This window comes from Mycolicibacterium chitae (genome assembly GCF_900637205.1).
In the GTDB taxonomy this organism is placed as follows: Bacteria; Actinomycetota; Actinomycetes; order Mycobacteriales; family Mycobacteriaceae; genus Mycobacterium; species Mycobacterium chitae.
Map to the genome: position 1 here is coordinate 397,572 of NZ_LR134355.1, position 18,118 is coordinate 415,689.

At 70.5% G+C, this 18,118-nt stretch carries 20 protein-coding genes; 12 read left to right on the plus strand and 8 right to left on the minus strand.

What is annotated here, in order from left to right; all coding sequences use genetic code 11:
* The first annotated feature begins 15 nt into the window (after nt 1-15).
* Entirely contained in the window at nt 16-984 is a 969-nt protein-coding gene (locus tag EL338_RS01960; protein WP_126332203.1) for a GlxA family transcriptional regulator, read from the plus strand.
* Here the strand turns inward: EL338_RS01960 and EL338_RS01965 are convergent, their stop codons facing one another.
* Complete coding sequence (locus tag EL338_RS01965; protein WP_126332204.1) at nt 985-1,863, minus strand: iron-sulfur binding domain-containing protein; 879 nt, start codon at nt 1,861-1,863, stop codon at nt 985-987. It abuts the gene before it with no gap.
* 37 nt (nt 1,864-1,900) lie between these two features.
* Here EL338_RS01965 and EL338_RS01970 point away from each other — a divergent pair, with 37 nt between their 5' ends.
* Nucleotides 1,901-2,536 (plus strand): carbonic anhydrase, encoded by a 636-nt coding sequence (locus EL338_RS01970; RefSeq protein ID WP_126332205.1) that lies wholly within the window; start codon nt 1,901-1,903, stop codon nt 2,534-2,536.
* Nucleotides 2,537-2,635: 99 nt separating this feature from the next.
* The gene (locus tag EL338_RS01975) at nt 2,636-3,400 is read left to right on the plus strand and encodes a hypothetical protein (protein WP_126332206.1); all 765 of its coding nucleotides are present in this window, start codon (nt 2,636-2,638) and stop codon (nt 3,398-3,400) included.
* 9 nt (nt 3,401-3,409) lie between these two features.
* Here the strand turns inward: EL338_RS01975 and disA are convergent, their stop codons facing one another.
* The 3 genes from disA to EL338_RS01990 are packed head-to-tail and all read right to left on the minus strand — an operon-like array spanning nt 3,410 to nt 6,616.
* The gene (gene disA, locus EL338_RS01980) at nt 3,410-4,519 is read right to left on the minus strand and encodes a DNA integrity scanning diadenylate cyclase DisA (protein ID WP_126332207.1); all 1,110 of its coding nucleotides are present in this window, start codon (nt 4,517-4,519) and stop codon (nt 3,410-3,412) included.
* On the minus strand, nt 4,516-6,006 hold the full coding sequence (gene radA, locus EL338_RS01985) for a DNA repair protein RadA (RefSeq protein ID WP_126332208.1): 1,491 nt from the start codon (nt 6,004-6,006) through the stop codon (nt 4,516-4,518). Before radA ends, disA begins: the two co-directional genes overlap by 4 nt.
* Before the next feature lie 46 nt (nt 6,007-6,052).
* Nucleotides 6,053-6,616 carry a copper chaperone PCu(A)C domain-containing protein gene (locus tag EL338_RS01990; RefSeq protein WP_372940068.1) on the minus strand — a complete coding sequence of 188 codons (564 nt, stop codon included), beginning with the start codon at nt 6,614-6,616 and terminating at the stop codon, nt 6,053-6,055.
* 243 nt (nt 6,617-6,859) lie between these two features.
* Here EL338_RS01990 and carD point away from each other — a divergent pair, with 243 nt between their 5' ends.
* From carD to rlmB, 5 genes are all read left to right on the plus strand, one after another.
* On the plus strand, nt 6,860-7,348 hold the full coding sequence (carD, locus tag EL338_RS01995; protein ID WP_011731020.1) for an RNA polymerase-binding transcription factor CarD: 489 nt from the start codon (nt 6,860-6,862) through the stop codon (nt 7,346-7,348).
* A gap of 6 nt (nt 7,349-7,354) precedes the next feature.
* Entirely contained in the window at nt 7,355-8,020 is a 666-nt protein-coding gene (ispD, locus tag EL338_RS02000) for a 2-C-methyl-D-erythritol 4-phosphate cytidylyltransferase (protein WP_126332209.1), read from the plus strand.
* Entirely contained in the window at nt 8,017-8,499 is a 483-nt protein-coding gene (gene ispF, locus EL338_RS02005; RefSeq protein ID WP_126332210.1) for a 2-C-methyl-D-erythritol 2,4-cyclodiphosphate synthase, read from the plus strand. Before ispD ends, ispF begins: the two co-directional genes overlap by 4 nt.
* 86 nt (nt 8,500-8,585) lie before the next feature.
* Complete coding sequence (gene cysS, locus EL338_RS02010) at nt 8,586-9,959, plus strand: cysteine--tRNA ligase (protein ID WP_235666467.1); 1,374 nt, start codon at nt 8,586-8,588, stop codon at nt 9,957-9,959.
* Entirely contained in the window at nt 9,959-10,903 is a 945-nt protein-coding gene (rlmB, locus tag EL338_RS02015) for a 23S rRNA (guanosine(2251)-2'-O)-methyltransferase RlmB (protein ID WP_126332211.1), read from the plus strand. The genes cysS and rlmB overlap by 1 nt, the downstream gene beginning before the upstream one ends.
* Here rlmB and EL338_RS02020 read toward each other — a convergent pair.
* The gene (locus EL338_RS02020) at nt 10,900-11,829 is read right to left on the minus strand and encodes an MBL fold metallo-hydrolase (protein ID WP_126332212.1); all 930 of its coding nucleotides are present in this window, start codon (nt 11,827-11,829) and stop codon (nt 10,900-10,902) included. The genes rlmB and EL338_RS02020 overlap by 4 nt on opposite strands.
* Complete coding sequence (locus EL338_RS02025) at nt 11,829-12,587, minus strand: LamB/YcsF family protein (protein ID WP_126332213.1); 759 nt, start codon at nt 12,585-12,587, stop codon at nt 11,829-11,831. The genes EL338_RS02020 and EL338_RS02025 overlap by 1 nt, the downstream gene beginning before the upstream one ends.
* A 77-nt stretch (nt 12,588-12,664) precedes the next feature.
* Here EL338_RS02025 and EL338_RS02030 point away from each other — a divergent pair, with 77 nt between their 5' ends.
* From EL338_RS02030 to EL338_RS02045, 4 genes are read left to right on the plus strand one after another with little or no spacing between them, the layout of a single operon-like run.
* The gene (locus tag EL338_RS02030) at nt 12,665-13,684 is read left to right on the plus strand and encodes a metal ABC transporter solute-binding protein, Zn/Mn family (RefSeq protein WP_126336625.1); all 1,020 of its coding nucleotides are present in this window, start codon (nt 12,665-12,667) and stop codon (nt 13,682-13,684) included.
* Nucleotides 13,671-14,462 carry a metal ABC transporter ATP-binding protein gene (locus EL338_RS02035; RefSeq protein ID WP_126332214.1) on the plus strand — a complete coding sequence of 264 codons (792 nt, stop codon included), beginning with the start codon at nt 13,671-13,673 and terminating at the stop codon, nt 14,460-14,462. Before EL338_RS02030 ends, EL338_RS02035 begins: the two co-directional genes overlap by 14 nt.
* Nucleotides 14,462-15,367: a metal ABC transporter permease gene (locus EL338_RS02040; protein WP_126332215.1), complete on the plus strand. Its 906-nt coding sequence runs from the start codon at nt 14,462-14,464 to the stop codon at nt 15,365-15,367. The genes EL338_RS02035 and EL338_RS02040 overlap by 1 nt, the downstream gene beginning before the upstream one ends.
* A gap of 11 nt (nt 15,368-15,378) precedes the next feature.
* Nucleotides 15,379-16,482, plus strand: coding sequence for an Rv3575c family transcriptional regulator (locus EL338_RS02045; RefSeq protein WP_126332216.1), 1,104 nt, complete (start codon nt 15,379-15,381; stop codon nt 16,480-16,482).
* Between the two features lie 7 nt (nt 16,483-16,489).
* Here the strand turns inward: EL338_RS02045 and otsB are convergent, their stop codons facing one another.
* Together otsB and kstR are read right to left on the minus strand one after the other, a co-directional pair.
* Complete coding sequence (gene otsB / locus EL338_RS02050; protein WP_126332217.1) at nt 16,490-17,245, minus strand: trehalose-phosphatase; 756 nt, start codon at nt 17,243-17,245, stop codon at nt 16,490-16,492.
* Between the two features lie 4 nt (nt 17,246-17,249).
* Nucleotides 17,250-17,921: a cholesterol catabolism transcriptional regulator KstR gene (gene kstR, locus EL338_RS02055; RefSeq protein WP_126332218.1), complete on the minus strand. Its 672-nt coding sequence runs from the start codon at nt 17,919-17,921 to the stop codon at nt 17,250-17,252.
* Between the last annotated feature and the right edge of the window lie 197 nt (nt 17,922-18,118).

Genomic DNA, 18,118 nt, shown 5'->3' on the forward strand with positions numbered 1-18,118 from the left:
CGCTAAAATACTGCCATGATCCGAACCGTGTCCACGCTGGTCCTCGACGGCCTGGCGGTTTTCGAGTTCGGGGTGATCTGCGAGGTCTTCGGTATCGACCGCAGCAACGACGGCGTGCCCAACTTCGACTTCAAGGTGTGCGGTCCGGAGGTCGGCCGGCCCCTGCGCACCTCGGTGGGCGCCTCGCTGACCCCCGACCACGACCTCGGCGAGCTCGTCGGTGCCGACCTGGTGGCCGTGCCCGCGATCATCAACCAGGACTATCCGCCGGAGGCGCTGGCCGCGCTGCGTGCCGCCGCGGATTCCGGGTCCATCATCCTGACCGTGTGTTCGGGGGCGTTCGTCGCGGGCGCGGCCGGACTGCTCGACGGTCGGTCCTGCACCACGCACTGGATGCACGCCGACGAACTGGCGCGGCGCTATCCGACGGCCAAGGTGGACCGCAACGTCCTCTTTGTCGACGACGGCAACCTGATCACCAGCGCGGGCACCGCCGCCGGCATCGACGCGTGTCTGCACCTGGTGCGCCGCGAGCTGGGCAGCGCGGTCACCAACGTGATCGCCCGCCGGATGGTGGTGGCGCCGCAGCGCGACGGCGGTCAGCGTCAGTACATCGACCAGCCCATCCCGGTGCACTGCTCCGACAGCTTTGCGCCCCAACTGGATTGGATCCTGGCCAATCTGCAGGAGCGCCACACGGTGTCCTCGCTGGCCCGCCGCTCCAACATGTCGGCCCGGACCTACGCGCGGCGCTTCGTCGACGAGACCGGCACCACGCCCATGCAGTGGGTCACCGATCAGCGGGTGTTGTATGCGCGCCGACTGCTCGAGGAGTCCGATCTGGACATCGACCGGATCGCCGACCGTGCCGGGTTCCGCACGGCAACCCTGCTGCGCCACCACTTTCGGCGGATCATCGGGGTGACCCCCTCGGATTACCGGCGCACCTTCGCCTGTGCGGCCGAGTGTCCCGAGAGCGCCTGATCAGCCCTCGCCCTCGCCGCACAGCGCGAACCGCCCGTCGCGGGTCTGTTCCACCAGCCCGTCGACCAGTAGGGAGTCCAGCGCCCGGTCCCGCTGCGCGGTGTCGCTGAGCCAGACCACGTCCAGCTGGGCCCGGGTCACCGGAGAAGTGCTGTCGCGCAACACATCCAGCAGGCGGCCCCGAACCTGCCGATCGGTCCCGGCGTACTTCTGCACCCGCTTGGGCTTCGCGGTCCCGGCCGGATAGCCGGCCTCCCGCCACGCGCACGAACTCAGCGGGCATACCCCGCAGCGCGGCGCCCGCGCGGTGCACACCAGCGCGCCCAGTTCCATCAGGGCCGCCGAGAACATCGGCGTCGAGGCATCGTTGGGCAGCAGTGCGGCGACCTCTTCCTCGTCGCGCTTGGGGGACGGCGACGCGGCGTCGGCCAGGCCGTGCACGGCGCGGGCCACCACCCGGCGAACGTTGGTGTCCACCACCGGAACCCACTGTCCGTAGGCGAAGCAGGCGATCGCGCGCGCGGTGTAGCTGCCGACCCCGGGCAGCGTCAGCAGGGTCTCGACGTCGGCGGGCACCACGTCACCGTGATGTTCGGCGATCACCTCGGCGCATTGATGCAGCCGCATGGCCCGGCGCGGATAGCCCAGCTTGCCCCAGGCCCGCAACACCTCGGCGGAACCGGCGGCCGCCGTCGCCGACGGGGTGGGCCAGCGCGCCACCCAGTCCAGCCAGATCGGCAGCACCCGCACCACCGGCGTCTGCTGCAGCATGAACTCGCTGACCAGGATCTGCCAGGCGCTCACCGCCGGGTCGCGCCACGGCAGATCCCGCCGTTCGCGCTCGTACCAAGCCAGGAGCCCGGCGGCGTCGATGCTCATCGCCGCCCGAATCGGGGGTGGGTGCACAATGTCGGGTATGCCGAATACCAGTCCCGTGACCGCTTGGAAGGCACTCAAGGAGGGTAACGAGCGCTTCGTCGCGGGTAAGCCCCTGCACCCGAGCCAGAGCATCGAGCACCGCACCAGCCTGGAGAACAACCAGACACCGACCGCGGTCGTCTTCGGCTGCGGCGACAGCCGGGTGGCCGCCGAGATCATCTTCGATCAGGGCCTCGGCGACATGTTCGTGGTTCGCACCGCCGGCCACGTCCTCGACTCGGCCGTGCTGGGCTCGGTCGAGTACGCGGTGGCCATCCTGGACGTGCCGCTGATCGTGGTGCTCGGCCACGACAGCTGCGGTGCGGTCAAGGCCGCGCTGTCGGCCCTCGACGAGGGCGAGATCCCGCCGGGCTACGTCCGCGACGTGGTCGAGCGGGTCACCTCCTCGGTCCTGCTGGGCCGCCGCGACGGGCTGACGACGGTCGACGAGTTCGAGGCCCGCCACGTCATCGAGACCGGCGTGCAACTGGTGGCCCGGTCCACCGAGATCAAGGAGCGGATCGAGGAGGGCCGGCTGGCGATCGTCGGCGTGACCTATCACCTGTCCGACGGGCGGGCGGCGCTGCGCGCCCGGGTGGGCGAGATCGGCGACGAGGCTCCCGAGAGCATCTAGTCCCACGCGCGGGCCAATACCCCCTGGCTTGCCGGGTCCGGCGGCGACACGCCGTCCCAGGTCGAACACGTTGTGGTGACCTGCCCTTACCGTTAGACCGTGTTGGATTCAGACCCGCATGGCCCCCTTCCGCCGGAGATCTACCGGCGCCGTCGGGCATTGGCGTTCGGCGTTGCGGCTCTGGTCCTGGTGATCATCGTCGCAATCCTGATCGCGGTGACCCGTGGCGGCGGCGAAGCGACCGACGAGGCCGGCACCGGCGATGCGAATACCTCCGAGGGACCGCTGGCCCAGGCGCCGGACCCCGAGGTGAAGACCCCGGTGGTCCCGCCCGCCGAGGAGGCCCCGCCGCCGACGCCCACGCCCACCGCCGCCGTCGAGCCCCCGCCGGTGCTGCAGGAGGGCGACGACTGCCCGGACTCCACGCTGGCGGTCAAGGGCATCACCAACGAACCGCGCTACACCATCGGCGATCAGCCGACCTTCACCATGGTGGTCACCAACATCGGCCTGGTCGGCTGCCAGCGCGATGTCGGCGCCGCGGTGCTCTCGGCGTACGTGTACTCGCTGGACAACAAGCGGCTGTGGTCCAACCTGGACTGCGCACCGTCCAACGAGACGCTGGTGAAGACCTTCACCCCGGGCGAGCAGGTCACCACCGAGGTCACTTGGACGGGCATGGGCTCCGAGCCGCAGTGCCCGCTGCCGCGGGAACCGATCGGGCCCGGCACCTACAACCTGGTGGTTCAGCTGGGCAACCTCAGATCGGCGTCCGTGCCGTTCATCCTCGCCGAGGCCGGTGAGGCCCCGCAGCCCGCGCCGGCGGAGCCGCCGCCCGGTGACGGACCGCCGCCCGCCGGCTGACGGTCGGACTCAGGCCAGCCGGTCGGCGATCGTCGACTCGGCCAGCTGCGAGAGTCCCTCGCGGACGTGGCGGGCCCACATGGCGCCGATCCCCTCCACCGATTGCAGATCGGTCGCGCTGGCGGCCAGCAGGCCCTGCAGCGACCCGAAGGTGCGGACCAGCAGATCGACGTGGGCGAACTGCAGGCGCGGTATCTCGGCCATTGCCCGGTACCCGCGCGCACTCAACGCGGAGTCCTGGGCGTCCGCGGTCGAGGGATAGCCGAAAACCCGCGCCAACGTCGTGAAGTCCAGCAGTTCGGTGTCCGAGAGGCTGTCGAGTTCCTCGAGGGTCTCGGCCACCTGGGCCTTGTTGGGGGCGTCCGGGTTGGCGTGATAGTCGCGCACGATCAGCTCCCGCGACGTCTCGTTGCCACCCAGCAGTTCCTCGAGCTGAAGCCGTAGCTGACGGCCATCGGTTCCGAGTTCCACTGTGTCGGAATCGATTTCGAGGCCAATCCGGCGGACCATCTCCAGCCGCTGCACGACGGTCATGACGTCGCGCAGCGTGACGAAATCCTCGATCTCGGCCGCCGAGAGCTGCCGGCTGACCTCGACCAACCGCGCCTTGTACCGCTCCAGGGTGGCGATCGCCTGGTTGGCCCGGGACAGGATGGTGGCCGAATCGGCCACCACGTGCCGCTCCCCGGCCACGTAGACCGTGACGATGCTCATCGAATGGCTGACCGAGATCACCGGGTAGCCGGTCTGGATCGCGGTGCGTTCGGCCGACCGGTGCCGGGTGCCGGATTCGTCGGTGGGGATCGACGGATCCGGGACCAGCTGCACGTTGGCCCGCACGATCCGGCTGCCGTCGCTGGACAGCACCACCGCGCCGTCCATCTTCGACAGTTCACGCAGCCGGGTCGGGGCGTAGCGGACGTCGAGTGAGAAACCGCCGTCGCAGATGGCCTCGACCCGCTCGTCGTACCCGAGCACGATCAGCGCGCCGGTGCGTCCCCGCAGGATCCGCTCCAACCCGTCGCGCAGGGCCGTACCCGGCGCCAGCCGCCCGATGGTCTCGCGCAGCGTGGGCCGGGTCCGCACGGCGCTGGCGGAGTTCCTCCTGGCTGGTGTCACGGCTGACCATTGTCCCCTGCCGGGGACCGTCCCGGTGCGCCGTCCACCAGTTTGAGACCGGGCCGCGCCGCGGGCTTGACCTCGGGCGGTTTGCTGGTGGGCTGGTGCGCGATGCGCAGCAGCGCCTTGAGCGCCTCGCCCACGGTGGCCACCTCCAAGGTGCGCAGCCCGGGCGGGGTCGTCTTGGCGCCGGGCGGGATCAGCGCCGTGGTGAACCCGAGCCGAGCGGCCTCGGCCAGCCGCCGTTCGATCCCGGTGACCCGGCGCAGATCCCCGGCCAGGCCGACCTCGCCGATGACCACGGTCGAGGCGGGCAGGCAGAGGTCGGCGAACGAGGACGCGATGGCCAGCGCGACCGCCAGGTCCGACGACGGGTCGGTCAACCGCATCCCGCCGACGGTGGACAGGTAGATGTCGCGCTGACCGAGCGGGAGGCCGGCCCGGTTCTCCAGCACCGCGGCCGTCATCGCCGCGCGGGACTGGTCCAGGCCGCTGACCGCCCGTCGCGGCGAGGGCGCGGTGGCCGTCCCGACCAGGGCCTGGATCTCGCCGATGAGCGGCCGCTTGCCGTCCATGGTGACCGTGACGGCGGTGCCTGGCACCGGCTCCGGGCGCTGGTCCATGAACAGCCCCGACGGGTCGGCGACGCACTCGATCCCGTTGTCGTGCAACATGAAACAGCCGACCTCGTCGGAGGCGCCGAAGCGGTTCTTGACGCCGCGGACCATCCGCAGCGCGGTGTTGCGGTCACCTTCGAAATGCAGCACCACGTCCACCAGATGCTCGAGCGAACGGGGTCCGGCGATGGCCCCGTCCTTGGTGACGTGACCGACCAGCACCATCGCGACCGCGGGGTTGCTGGCGGCCTTGGCGTAGCTGGTCAACGCGGTGGTGATGGCCCGCACCTGGGTGACCCCGCCGGTGACGCCGTCGGTGTCGGTGGTGGACAGCGTCTGCACCGAGTCGACGACGACGAGCGTGGGTTTGACCGCCTCCAGATGCGCGAACACGGTGTCCAGATCGGACTCGGCCGCCAGGAAGACGTCGGAATGCGTACACCCCGTGCGTTCGGCGCGCATCCGGATCTGGCCGGCGGATTCCTCGCCGGAGATGTAGAGCGCGCGACGCCCGGTCTCCGCCCAGCGATGCACGACCTCGAGCAGCAGGGTCGATTTTCCGACCCCGGGCTCACCGGCCAGCAGCGTGACCGAACCGGGCACGATGCCGCCGCCGAGCACCCGGTCGAGTTCGCTGACACCGGTGGGGAAGTGCCGCGTGTTGTCGGCCGCCACGGCGCTGATGGAGACCGCGGCCGACGCCGGCGCCACCGCGCGGTGGCTGCGGCCGCCCGCCGCGGTCAGGACCGGTGCCTGCTCGACGGTGCCCCAGGTCCCGCATTCCGGGCAGCGACCGACCCACTTGGCGGTGACGTGATCGCACTCGGTGCAGCGGTACTGCACCCGAGTTTTCGACGAAGACCTGCTCACACCGTGACGGTAGCGGCAGGCAGTGACAGCCCGCTGGTCGGGCGACCTAGTGGGCTTCGCGGCGCGGCGCAAGGCCCGCCGAGATCGGCACGGACACGGTGGCTTCGCCGGCCCGCTCGAACTCGAAGGTGAACGCGTAGGTCAGCCCGTTGCGGATCGGCTGGGTCAGCGCGACCGTGGCCTCGGCGGTGTCGGCGGGCTCGATCTGCTCGAGGGCCTCCACGCCGTCGGGGGTGCCGACGACCAGCACGCCGCCCGCGGGCAGCTCGCCGTCGCCGGTGAAGGTGACCTCGCCGATCTCGGAGGTGATGTTGACCAGCCGGTCGCCGTGCTCGGGGGACTGGTTGCTGGCGGTGAAGATCAGGTCGACGTCCTCGCCGGGCTGCAGCGCGTCGCCGGTTTCCACGGCCTGGATGTGGATGTTGCGCACCGCGATGTTGTCGAGGGTGACCAGCGTGCCGTTGACGGCCGGTTCCTGGGTGGCGGTGTCGGTGATCTGACCGGCCCCGCACCCGGCGATTGCCAGGGCGCCCAGCGCCGCGCAGGTTGCGACGCCGATCCGTCGCCCGGCCCGCGCACGGAAAGCCCGGCTGGCATCAAAAGAGATCACGGAAAGCCTCCTGCTCGCGACCGGCACAAGTTCGACTATGCACAGTAGTAGGTGGTGGGTTTGGGCGGTAGCCGAGGTCGCGGAAAGGCCCTCCGGCCGTGTCACTTTGGGGCCTGCCCGTTGCACGTATTCTTAGCTGTGTCAACCCCCATGGTTCACCTGTTGTGCCCCTGACCTGCACCGTTGATCTGTGTGCTCGGCAACACCGTGCTATTGTGGAGGGGTGAAAGGGGCTCGAATCTGATGATTTTCAAAGTCGGAGACACCGTTGTCTATCCACACCACGGTGCTGCGTTGATTGAGGCGATCGAAACCCGAACCATCAAAGGCGAGCAGAAAGAATATCTCGTCTTGAAGGTTGCCCAGGGTGATCTCACCGTTCGAGTTCCCGCAGACAATGCTGAGTATGTCGGCGTCCGCGACGTCGTCGGCCAGGAGGGCCTCGACAAGGTTTTCCAGGTGTTGCGCGCGCCGCACACCGAGGAGCCGACCAACTGGTCCCGGCGCTACAAGGCCAACCTCGAGAAGTTGGCCTCCGGTGACGTGAACAAGGTCGCCGAGGTGGTTCGCGACCTGTGGCGACGCGATCAGGAACGGGGCTTGTCCGCGGGCGAGAAGCGGATGCTGGCCAAGGCGCGGCAGATTCTCGTCGGAGAACTGGCGTTGGCGGAGAACACCGACGATGCCAAGGCGGAGACCATTCTCGACGAGGTTCTGGCAGCAGCCTCCTAGTCGGCCATGAGCACTGTCGCCATCGTTCCGGCGGCCGGTTCGGGCCAGCGCCTCGGCGCCGGGATACCCAAGGCATTCGCAAAGCTGGCCGGTAAACCGATCGTCGAACACGCCATCGAGGCGCTCGCGGACTCCGAGGCCGTCGACCAGATCGTGGTGGCGGTCCCGCCGGACCGCACCGACGAGGCCCGGTTGATCCTCGGCTCCGCGGTGACTGTCGTCGCCGGCGGGTCCGATCGGGCCGAGTCGGTCCGGCTGGCCCTCGCGGCGGCCGGCGAACCCGAATTCGTGCTGGTCCACGACGCCGCCCGGCCGCTCACACCACCCGCGCTCATCGCGCGGGTGGTCGCGGCTCTGGGCGAGGGGTACGGCGCCGTCGTCCCGGCCTGCGAGGTCGCCGACACCATCAAGGTCGTCGACGCCAACGGCGCCGTGATCGCCACTCCCGAACGGTCCGGCCTGCGCGCGGTACAGACCCCGCAGGGCTTCCGCACCGATGTCCTGCTGCGCGCCTTCGAACGCGCGCAGCCGGGCGTCTTCACCGACGATTCGTCGATGGTGGAGAACATCGGCGCCCAGGTGCAGACGGTCGACGGCGACCCGCTGGCCTTCAAGATCACCACCCCGCTCGACCTGAAGCTGGCCGAGACGCTGCTGGCCGATTCCGCGTGACCGCACTGCCGCGGGTCGGGCTGGCCTCCGATGTGCACCCGATCGAACCGGGCCGCCCGTGCAACCTGCTGACGCTGCGGTTCGACGACGCCGACGGCTGCGCGGGGCATTCCGACGGTGACGTCGCCGCGCACGCGTTGTGCGATGCGCTGCTGTCCGCGGCCGGCCTGGGCGACATCGGCGGGGTCTTCGGGGTCGATGACCCCCGCTGGGCGGGAGTGACCGGCGCGGACATGCTCACCCACGTGCGGGGCCTGCTCGCCGAGGCCGGCTTCCGGATCGGCAACGCCGCGGTCCAGGTGATCGCCAACCGGCCGAAGATCGGACCCCGCCGGGCCGAGGCCCAGGAGCGGCTTTCCGGCCTGCTGGGCGCGCCGGTATCGGTCTCGGCGACCACCACCGACGGGCTGGGCCTGACCGGGCGGGGCGAGGGTCTGGCGGCGATTGCCACCGCATTGGTGGTCGCTGACCGGGCCTGAGTCGGTTTCGCCCGCTCAGGCCGGTAAGCTGGCCCGTCGTGACCGCCCACGCCGGCCCACTCGGTGGGCTGAGACTGCACGACACCATGACCGGTGCCGTGCGCGACTTCGTCCCGGTGCGCCCCGGCCACGCCTCGATCTACCTGTGCGGAGCCACCGTGCAGGGGCTGCCACACATCGGCCACGTCCGCAGCGGCGTGGCGTTCGACGTGCTGCGCCGCTGGCTGCTGGCCAAGGGCTACGACGTGGCGTTCATCCGCAACGTCACCGACATCGACGACAAGATCCTCAACAAGGCCGCCGCCGCGGGCCGCCCCTGGTGGGAGTGGGCCGCCACCCACGAGCGCGCGTTCTCGGCCGCCTACGACGCGCTGGGGGTGCTGCCGCCGTCGGCCGAGCCCCGCGCCACCGGCCACATCACCCAGATCGTCGAGCTCATCGAGCGGCTCATCGACACCGGCCACGCCTACACCGGCGCCGGTGACGTGTACTTCGACGTGCTGAGCTTCCCGGAGTACGGCGCGCTGTCCGGTCACCGCATCGACGACGTGCACCAGGGCGAGGGCGTCGCCGAGGGCAAGCGCGACCAGCGCGACTTCACGCTGTGGAAGGGCGCCAAACCCGGTGAGCCGTCCTGGCCGACGCCGTGGGGGCGCGGCCGGCCCGGCTGGCACTCCGAATGCGTCGCGATGGCCCACGAGTATCTGGGTGCGACCTTCGACATCCACTGCGGCGGCATGGATCTGGTGTTCCCGCACCACGAGAACGAGATCGCGCAGGCCTGCGCCGCCGGCGACGGCTTCGCCCAGTACTGGCTGCACAACGGCTGGGTCACCATGGGCGGCGAGAAGATGAGCAAGTCGCTGGGCAACGTGCTGTCCATTCCGGCTGTGCTGCAACGGGTCCGGCCCGCGGAGCTGCGCTACTACCTGGGTAGCGCGCACTACCGATCGATGCTGGAGTTCTCCGAGACCGCCCTGCAGGACGCGGTCAAGGCCTATACGGGCGTGGAGGACTTCCTGCACCGCGTGCGCAGCCGGGTCGGTGCGGTGACGCCGAGCACCTGGACCGACCGCTTCGCCGCCGCGCTCGACGACGACCTGGCGGTCCCGATCGCGCTGGCCGAGATCCACGCGGCCCGCGCCGACGGCAATCGCGCCCTCGACGCCGGCGACCACGAGGCCGCCATGGCGGCGGCCGCGGCGATCCGGGCGATGATGGAGATCCTGGGCTGCGACCCGCTGCACGAGCGCTGGGAGTCCCGCGACGAGACGTCGGCGGCCCTGGCCGCCGTCGACACCCTGGTGCACTGGGCGCTGGAGAACCGCACCGAGGCCCGCGCACAACGGGATTGGGAGCAGGCCGACCGGATCCGGGACCGGCTCAAGGAGGCCGGCATCGAGGTGACCGACACAGCTGACGGTCCCCAGTGGTCGCTGGCGGACAGGAACGACGCGTAATGGCCGGCAACTCCCAACGCCGTGGCGCCGTCCGCAAGGCCGGCACCAAGAAGGGCCCCACCGTCGGCTCGGGCGGCGTGCGCCGCCGCGGGCTCGAGGGCCGGGGCGCCACCCCGCCGGCGCACATGCGGCCGAACCATCCCGCGGCCAAGAAGGCCAAACGCACCGCCCGTCAGCAGCAGGGCCGCCCCAAGAAGACCGATGACACCGAGATCGTGCTGGGGCGCAACCCGGTGCTGGAGTGCCTGCGGGCCGGGGTCCCGGCCACCGCCCTCTACGTCGCCCTCGGTACCGAGAACGACGAGCGGCTCACCGAATCGGTGGCCCGGGCGGCGGATTCGGGTATCGCGATCCTCGAGGTCGCCCGCGTCGATCTGGACCGGATGAGCACCAACGGGCTGCATCAGGGCATCGCCCTGCAGGTGCCGCCCTACGATTACGCGCACCCCGACGACCTGCTGCGCACGGCCGCCGAGGACATCCAACCCGCGCTGTTGGTGGCGCTCGACAACATCTCCGATCCGCGCAACCTTGGCGCGATCGTGCGTTCGGTGTCGGCCTTCGGCGGGCAGGGCGTGCTGATCCCGCAGCGCCGCTCCGCCTCGGTGACCGCGGTGGCCTGGCGCACCAGCGCCGGCGCGGCGGCGCGCACGCCCGTGGCGCGGGCGACGAATCTCAATCGCACGCTGAAGGATTGGGCGAACGAGGGCCTGCAGGTGGTCGGTCTGGATGCCGAGGGCGACACCACGCTCGACGAACTCGAGGCCACCGGCCCCATCGTGGTGGTCGTCGGGTCCGAGGGCAAGGGCCTGTCGCGGTTGGTCCGGCAGAACTGCGACGCCATCGTGTCGATCCCGATGGCCGGCCCCACCGAATCCCTGAACGCCTCGGTCGCCGCCGGCGTGGTGCTCGCCGAGATCGCCCGGCAGCGGCGGCGCGCCTAGCGGTTCTCGGGCCAGGGGTCCTCGCGGCGCCACAGCCTCGGCAAGCGCAGCGCGACACCGTCGGCGCGGGCCAACTCGCCCAGCACGTGCAGCGACACGTCGAGGTCGTCGCCGGCATAGGGCAAGGGGCGCAGCGGTTTTGACAGCGGACGGAAGAAGTCGTCCCAGTGGATCCCGATCACCGTGCGGGCCCCGACGGTGCGCACGGTCTCCTGCCAGTAGTCGACCAGGTAGGACTCGGGCTGCAGGCCCAGCTGGCCAAGCCCGAGGTAGGCGACCTCGGCGCGGTGTCCGGCCAGCGCACCGCTGCGGAATCCGGCGCTGCCCTGGATGAGGCCGCACCGTCCGCTGGGACGGTGCCGCACCAGCGTCGACCAGGTCTGGCCGCAGCGATAGGCCGACACCCGCACCGGTGGCCGCACCGGGGCGTCGATTTCGCCCGGAAACCGGTCCGGCGGGCAGTGTTCCGACTCGACCAGGGTGATCTCGAAGTTACCCAGGGTGAACGGCTGCGCGGGGGTGACCTCGAGGATCCGCTCGGCGGGCAGCCCGTGACCCCGACCCACCTGCGCGGCCGACGATCCGCCGACGAGTAGGGCGCCGGTGCGCTCGGCGACCAGCGCCGAGTCCATCGCGTGGTCGAAGTGGCTGTGCACCGGCAACACGGCCGCCAGTCGGTGCACACCGACCCGGGCCAGACAGCCGTCGACACGGGCCTTCGATGGCGCGATCCGGCCCAGTCCGATCCGGGCCAGGCTCGGCCGGGAGAAGAAGCCGTCGGTCATGATCGCGGTGGTGCCGTCGTCGATCAGCAGCGTGGAGACCCCGAGCCACGTGAACGACACCGCCGTGTCGGCGGTGGCGGCCGGCACGGCGAACAGGTCGGCGTAGCGGGCGAGATCGGGGCGGCCCGGCTTGAGCCGCATCAGACGAACGCCGTGACGGAGATGCCCTCGCCGAGCAGGCGTTGCCGCACCGCCCGGGCGATGTCCACCGCGCTGGGCGAATCACCGTGTACGCAAATGGATTCGACCGCGGCGGGGACCGCGGACCCGTCGGTGGCGATCACCCGGCCGGTGCGCACCATCGAGATGATGCGCTCGGCGATCTGATCGCTGTCGTGCAGCACCGCGCCCGGTTCGCGGCGCGACACCAGTTGGCCGTCGGGGCGATAGGCCCGGTCGGCGAACACCTCCGAGACGGTGCGCAGGCCCAGCTTGTCGGCCTCGGCGAAGAAGGCCGACCCGGCCATCCCGAGCACCGGCAGATGCGGATCCACCGCGTGCACGGCGCGGGCCACCGCCCGCGCCTGCGCCTCGTGGGTGACGATCGAGTTGTACAGCGCACCATGGGGTTTGACGTAGCGGACCGACGTTCCGGCGGTGTGCGCCAACGCCTGCAGGGCGCCGATCTGATAGATGACATCGGCGATCAACTCGTCGGGTTCCACGTCGATGAACCGCCGACCGAAACCGGACAGGTCCTGATAGCTGACCTGCGCGCCGATGGATACCCGGCGGTGCGCCGCCGCGGCGCACGCGTGCGCCAGCCGGGCCGGGTTGCCGGCGTGGAAGCCGCACGCCAGGTTTGCGCTGGACACGACGTCCAGCATTGCGGCATCATCACCGAGTTCCCAGATGCCGAAACCCTCGCCGAGGTCGGCGTTCAGATCAACCGAGGCCATAGGGCAAGCCTAGGCGGGTCGGCGTATCCCCCGAGTCGCGATCCTTATTGCAAACGGTTATCGTTATCGCCATGCGGATGGTGAACCCCTCGAAGCTGGGCGCGGCAGCGGCGCTGGCGCTGCTGACCCCGTGGGCCCTGGCGGCCTGCGGCTCCGAGGACACCGCCGCGACCCCGGCCCCATCGGGTGCGTGCCCGGCGGCCCCCGTCGAGGTGGTGGTGAGCGTCGACCAGTGGGGCGACATCGTCTCGCAGCTCGGCGGTGACTGCGCGCAGGTCCGCACCGTGATCGCGGGCTCCTCGGTGGACCCGCACGACTACGAACCCGCGCCGTCGGACGCGGTCGCGTTCGAGGACGCCCAGCTGGTCGTCATCAACGGCGGCCACTACGACGAGTGGGCGGCCAAGCTGGCCGCCACCTCCGCGCCCGACGCCCCGCTGATCAGCGCGGTGGACCTGGCCGGCGGGCACGACCACGGCGATCACGACCACGATCATGAGGGCCACGACCACGGCGACGATCACGAGGGCCACGATCATGATCACGAGGGCCACGATCACGGCGGCACCAATCCGCACGCGTGGTACCGGCCCGCGACGGTGCACGCGCTGGCCGACGCCGTCACCGCCGAACTCGGCAACCTCGCCCCCGACGCCCGGGAGTACTTCGAGGCGCGCCGGGCCGAATTCGCCGATCGCACGGCCGAATACGACTCCCTGATCGAGCGGCTCCGCACCGAGGTCACCGGCAAGACCTACGCCGCCACCGAGAGCGTGTTCGACGACATGGCCGCCGCCGTCGGCCTACAAGACCGGACCCCGCCCGGATATCAGGTGTCCGCGAGCAACGAGACCGACCCGTCGCCGGGTGATCTCGCGGCGTTCCTGACGCTGCTCGAGGACCGCGGCGTCGACGTGCTGATCGTCAACACCCAGACCGAAGGGTCGATGCCCGCGCAGTTGCGCGGCGCCGCCGAAGCCGCCGGCGTCCCGCTGGTCGAAGTCACCGAAACGGTGGCGCCGGGCGCCGATTCGTTCCAGGCTTGGCAGGTGGATCAGCTGAGGACCCTGGCCGAGGCGCTCGGTGTCAGCGCCTGACGCCGAGGCGCCGCAGGGCCCGTGGGCGCTGTCGTTCGACGACGTCAGCGTGGTCCGCGGGGGTCGACTGATCTGGTCGGAGGGCACCTTCGACGTCCCGGTCGGCAGCATCACCGCCATCATCGGCCCCAGCGGATCCGGCAAGACCACGCTGCTGCAGGCCGCGCTCGGCCTGCTGCCGGTGGCGTCGGGATCCATCGAGGTGCTCGGCAAGCCGGCCGGGCAGGCGACCCGCTCCATCGGGTACGTCCCGCAGCGCTATGCCCGCGCGGCCGGCAACGCGATCCGGGCCTGCGATGCGGTGCTGCTCGGCCTGACCGGCCACCGCTGGGGATTCGGTCGCGCCAGCGCCGCCGAACGCGACCGAGTGGACGAGGTGCTCGCGGCGCTGGACGCCGAATCCTTCGCCCAGCGCCGGCTGTGCCAGCTCTCCGGCGGTCAGCGCCAGCGCATCGCGATCGCCGAAGCGCTGGTCACCGCACCGCCGCTGCTGATCCTCGACGAGCCGCTGACCTCACTGGACGTCCGTAACCAGCGTGACATCGTCGGATTGCTGGCCCGGATCCGCGAGCAGTTCGGCGTCACCATCCTGGTGGTGGCCCACGATCTCAATCCGCTGCTGGGCATCCTCGACAGCGCCATCTACCTGCTCGACGGGCACGCGCACTTCAACACCATGGACGAGGTGGTCGACGAGCATCTCCTGAGCCACCTCTACGGCACCTCCATCCAGGTGGTCCACACGCCCCAGGGCGAGCTGTACATGCGGAGCATCTGATGCATACCACCGTGATCGCACTTGGCTACCAGGAACATTGGTGGGACATCCTCACCTCGGCGTTCATGCGCAACGCCCTGATCGGCGGCACCCTGGTGGCGCTGGCCGCCGGGCTGATCGGGTACTTCACCGTAGTGCGCAACAGTGCGTTCGCCGCACATGCCCTGGCGCACATCGGTTTCCCCGGCGCCACCGGCGCGGTGCTGCTCGGGCTGCCGGTCACGCTGGGGTTGGCCGTCTTCTGCATCGGCGGTGCCCTGATCATCGGTGCGCTCGGGAAACGCGCCGACGACCGCGAGGTCGCCACCGGCACCGTGCTCGCCGCGGCGACCGGGTTGGGCCTGTTCTTTAGTTCCCTGGCCACCAAGGGCAGCAACATCGTCACCAACGTGTTGTTCGGCAACCTGCTGGCGGTGACGCAGCAACAGCTGTTGGTGTTCGCGGGCGCCGTCGTAGTGCTGGCCGCGGTGACGGCCTTCGTCTACCGCCCGCTGTTGTTCGCCTCGATCAACCCCGAGGTGGCCGAGGCCAAGGGCGTTCCGGTGCGGCTGCTCTCGGTGATCTTCATGGTGATGCTGGGCCTGGCGATCACGATGGCGGTGCAGGCGGTGGGCACGCTGCTGCTCTTCGCGCTCGTGGTCACCCCGGCCGCCACCGCGATCATGCTCACCGCCCGTCCCGGGGTGGCGATGGCGCTGTCGACGGCGCTGTCGGTGTTCTCGGTGTGGGTGGGCCTGACGCTCTCGGCGATGTTCAATCTGCCGCCGAGCTTCGTCATCGTCACCATCGTGGCGGTGGTCTGGCTGCTGATCTGGGCCGTCGTGGAACGCACCGACGGCGGGCGCCGGGCTCCCGGCGCCGCGCAGGGCGTCGTCTCGGCGCACGACGAGGCGCCCATCGGCTAACGTCACCGAACATGTCCAGAAGTCCCACGCCGAAGCGTCGGGCCACGCTGGCTTCGCTGGCCGCCGAACTCAAGGTCTCGCGCACCACCATCTCCAACGCCTACAACCGGCCGGATCAGCTCTCGGCCGAACTGCGGGACCGGATCCTGACCGCGGCCAAGCGGCTCGGCTACGCCGGACCCGACCCGGTGGCCCGCTCGCTGCGCACCCGCAAGGCCGGGGCCGTGGGCCTGGTGATCACCGAACCGCTGACGTACTCGTTCAGCGACCCCGCCGCGCTGAACTTCGTGGCCGGCCTGGCCGAGACGTGCGAGGAGACCGGGCAGGGGCTGCTGCTGGTGGCCGTGGGCCCCAGCCGCACCGTCGAGGAGGGCTCGGCGGCGGTGCTGTCCGCCGGTGTCGACGGCTTCGTCGTCTACGCCGCGGCCGACGACGATCCGTTCCTCGAGTTGGTGCTGGACCGGCAACTGCCGGTGGTCATCGTCGATCAGCCGCCGGAGGTACCCGGGGCCTCCCGGGTCGGCATCGACGACCGGGCCGCCATGCGCGAGCTGGCCGAGTATGTGATCGGCCTCGGACACCGCGACATCGGCCTGCTGACCATGCGTTTGGGGCGCGAGCGCCTCTCCGAGGCGGAGCGCCAAGCGGCGCTGGTGGGACCGGACCGACTGCGCGACACGCACTTCCGGGCGCAACGCGAACGCATCGCCGGGGTGCACGAGGCCATGGCCGCGGCCGGGCTGGACCCCGAGAAGCTGACCATCGTGGAAAGCTTTGAGCACGACTCCATTTCGGGCGGTACCGCGGCCGAGTTGGCCCTGACCACCGATCCGAGGATCACCGCGCTGATGTGCACGGCCGACGTGCTGGCGCTGTCGGCCATGGACTACCTACGGGCCCGGGGCATCTACGTGCCCGGCCAGATCACCGTCACCGGATTCGACGGGGTGCCCGAGGCACTGAAGCGGGGCCTGACCACCGTCGTGCAGCCGAGTTTCGAAAAGGGTAGGCGCGCAGGGAATCTGCTGCTCAACCCGCCGGGCTCCGGGCTGCCGGTGCTCGACATCCTGCCCACCGAGTTGGTGCGCGGCCGCACCGCGGGCCCGCCCGGTTAGCTGTCGGTTAGCTACGCGCGCGGCGCTCGTCGAGCAGCAGACCCAAGGCCGCCGCGACGTCCTCGGGTGCCGCCACCCGGAAGCCCGCCAGCGTGTCACCCGGGCCCACCTTCACCGCGACGTCGGTGTCGCGCATGCGGCGGAACGCCTTCTCGTCGGTGACGTCGTCGCCGAAGTAGATGACCGTCGTCGACCCGGTGCGCTCGCGCAGGATGTCGATGGCCTCGCCCTTGTCGGTGGTGATCACCGCGAACTCCAGGACGGCCTTGCCCGCCGTGGCCTCGGCGTCCCAGGACTGCGCGGCGGCCTCGGCGTCGGCCAGCGCGGCCGCGCCGTCTTCAGCGCTGGCGTTGCGCACGTGCAGGGCCACGCTGGCGAGCTTGGGTTCGACCGTCACCCCGGGGTAGCGCGAGGCGATCGCCGTCAGTTCCGTCTTGATGGTGGCCAGCGCCTGCTCGTCGATGTCGCGGGTAAAGCCCGTGCTGAATTCGGCGCCATGGCTGCCGACCAGGTGCACCGTCGGTGGCATCCCGGACAGCCGCGCGAGGTCGGCCAGCGCCCGCCCGGAGATCAGGGCGGCGGTGGTGCCGGGCAGTCCGGCCAGCGCGGGCAGGGCCGCCGCGGCCGCCGGCAGGGGGCGCGCGTCGGGCGGATGGTTGACGATGGGCGCCATCGTCCCGTCGAAGTCGCAGGCCACCAGCAGGTCCGGGACCGCGGCCGCGGCTCGCAGCGCGGTCGACACCTCGTCAGGCAGCGGGCTCACCTTTTCAGACGGCCGGTTGGGCGTCGGCTTGGTCGTCACCGATGAGCAGTCGCACGGCCAGATCCAGCCGCTTGCTGACGTCGGTGGCGCTGGCCCGGCGAGTCAGCCAGGCCAGCAGGTTGGACAGCCACACATCCGAGATCACCCGGGCAATGTGGTACTGATCCTCGGTCGGGTCGCCGTCGGCCATCGCGCGGGCGAACATCGAGTCGATGATCTTCTCGACGTGGTCCACCTCGCCCGCGGCCGAGGCGTCGGCGAAGACGTAGGCGCGAGTCATGGCCTCGGTGAGCAGCGGGTTGCGCTGCATCGCCCGGTTGAGCTTGCTGACCATGAAGTTCAGCCGCTGATAGGGCGTACCGCCGGACACCGTGGTGCGGTCGGTCTTGGCGTCGATGCGCTCGAACTCGCGGGCCAGCGCGGAGACCAGCAGGTGGACCTTGGACGGAAAGTAGCGGTACAGCGTGCCCACCGCCACGTCGGCGCGGTCGGCGACCGCGCGCATCTGCACCGCCTCGTAACCGCCCTTGGAGGCGATCGCCATGGTGGCATCCAGGATGCGCTTGCGGCGCTCCCGCTGCGCGTCGGAGCCGAGTTCGGATTCGGCGAGGACGGCCACCGTCATGACCTCACGCGGTTGTGAACCCGTGGGTGCCGACTGTGAATTGGCTGCCATGCTGCCGCGTGCTCCTTACTTGGGCGTACCTGGGAAAAACGATACTCATGTGAAACGCTGATTTCCCACCTCCCCGCTCCCCGAGGTGTCTGCGGGACGCATCGACCGGCGGCTTTTGCCGCCCGGCATTCGACTTGACTCGCGGACACTGGCAATATTAGAACACGTTCTAGTGGGCCACACGGCCCGATACCCGC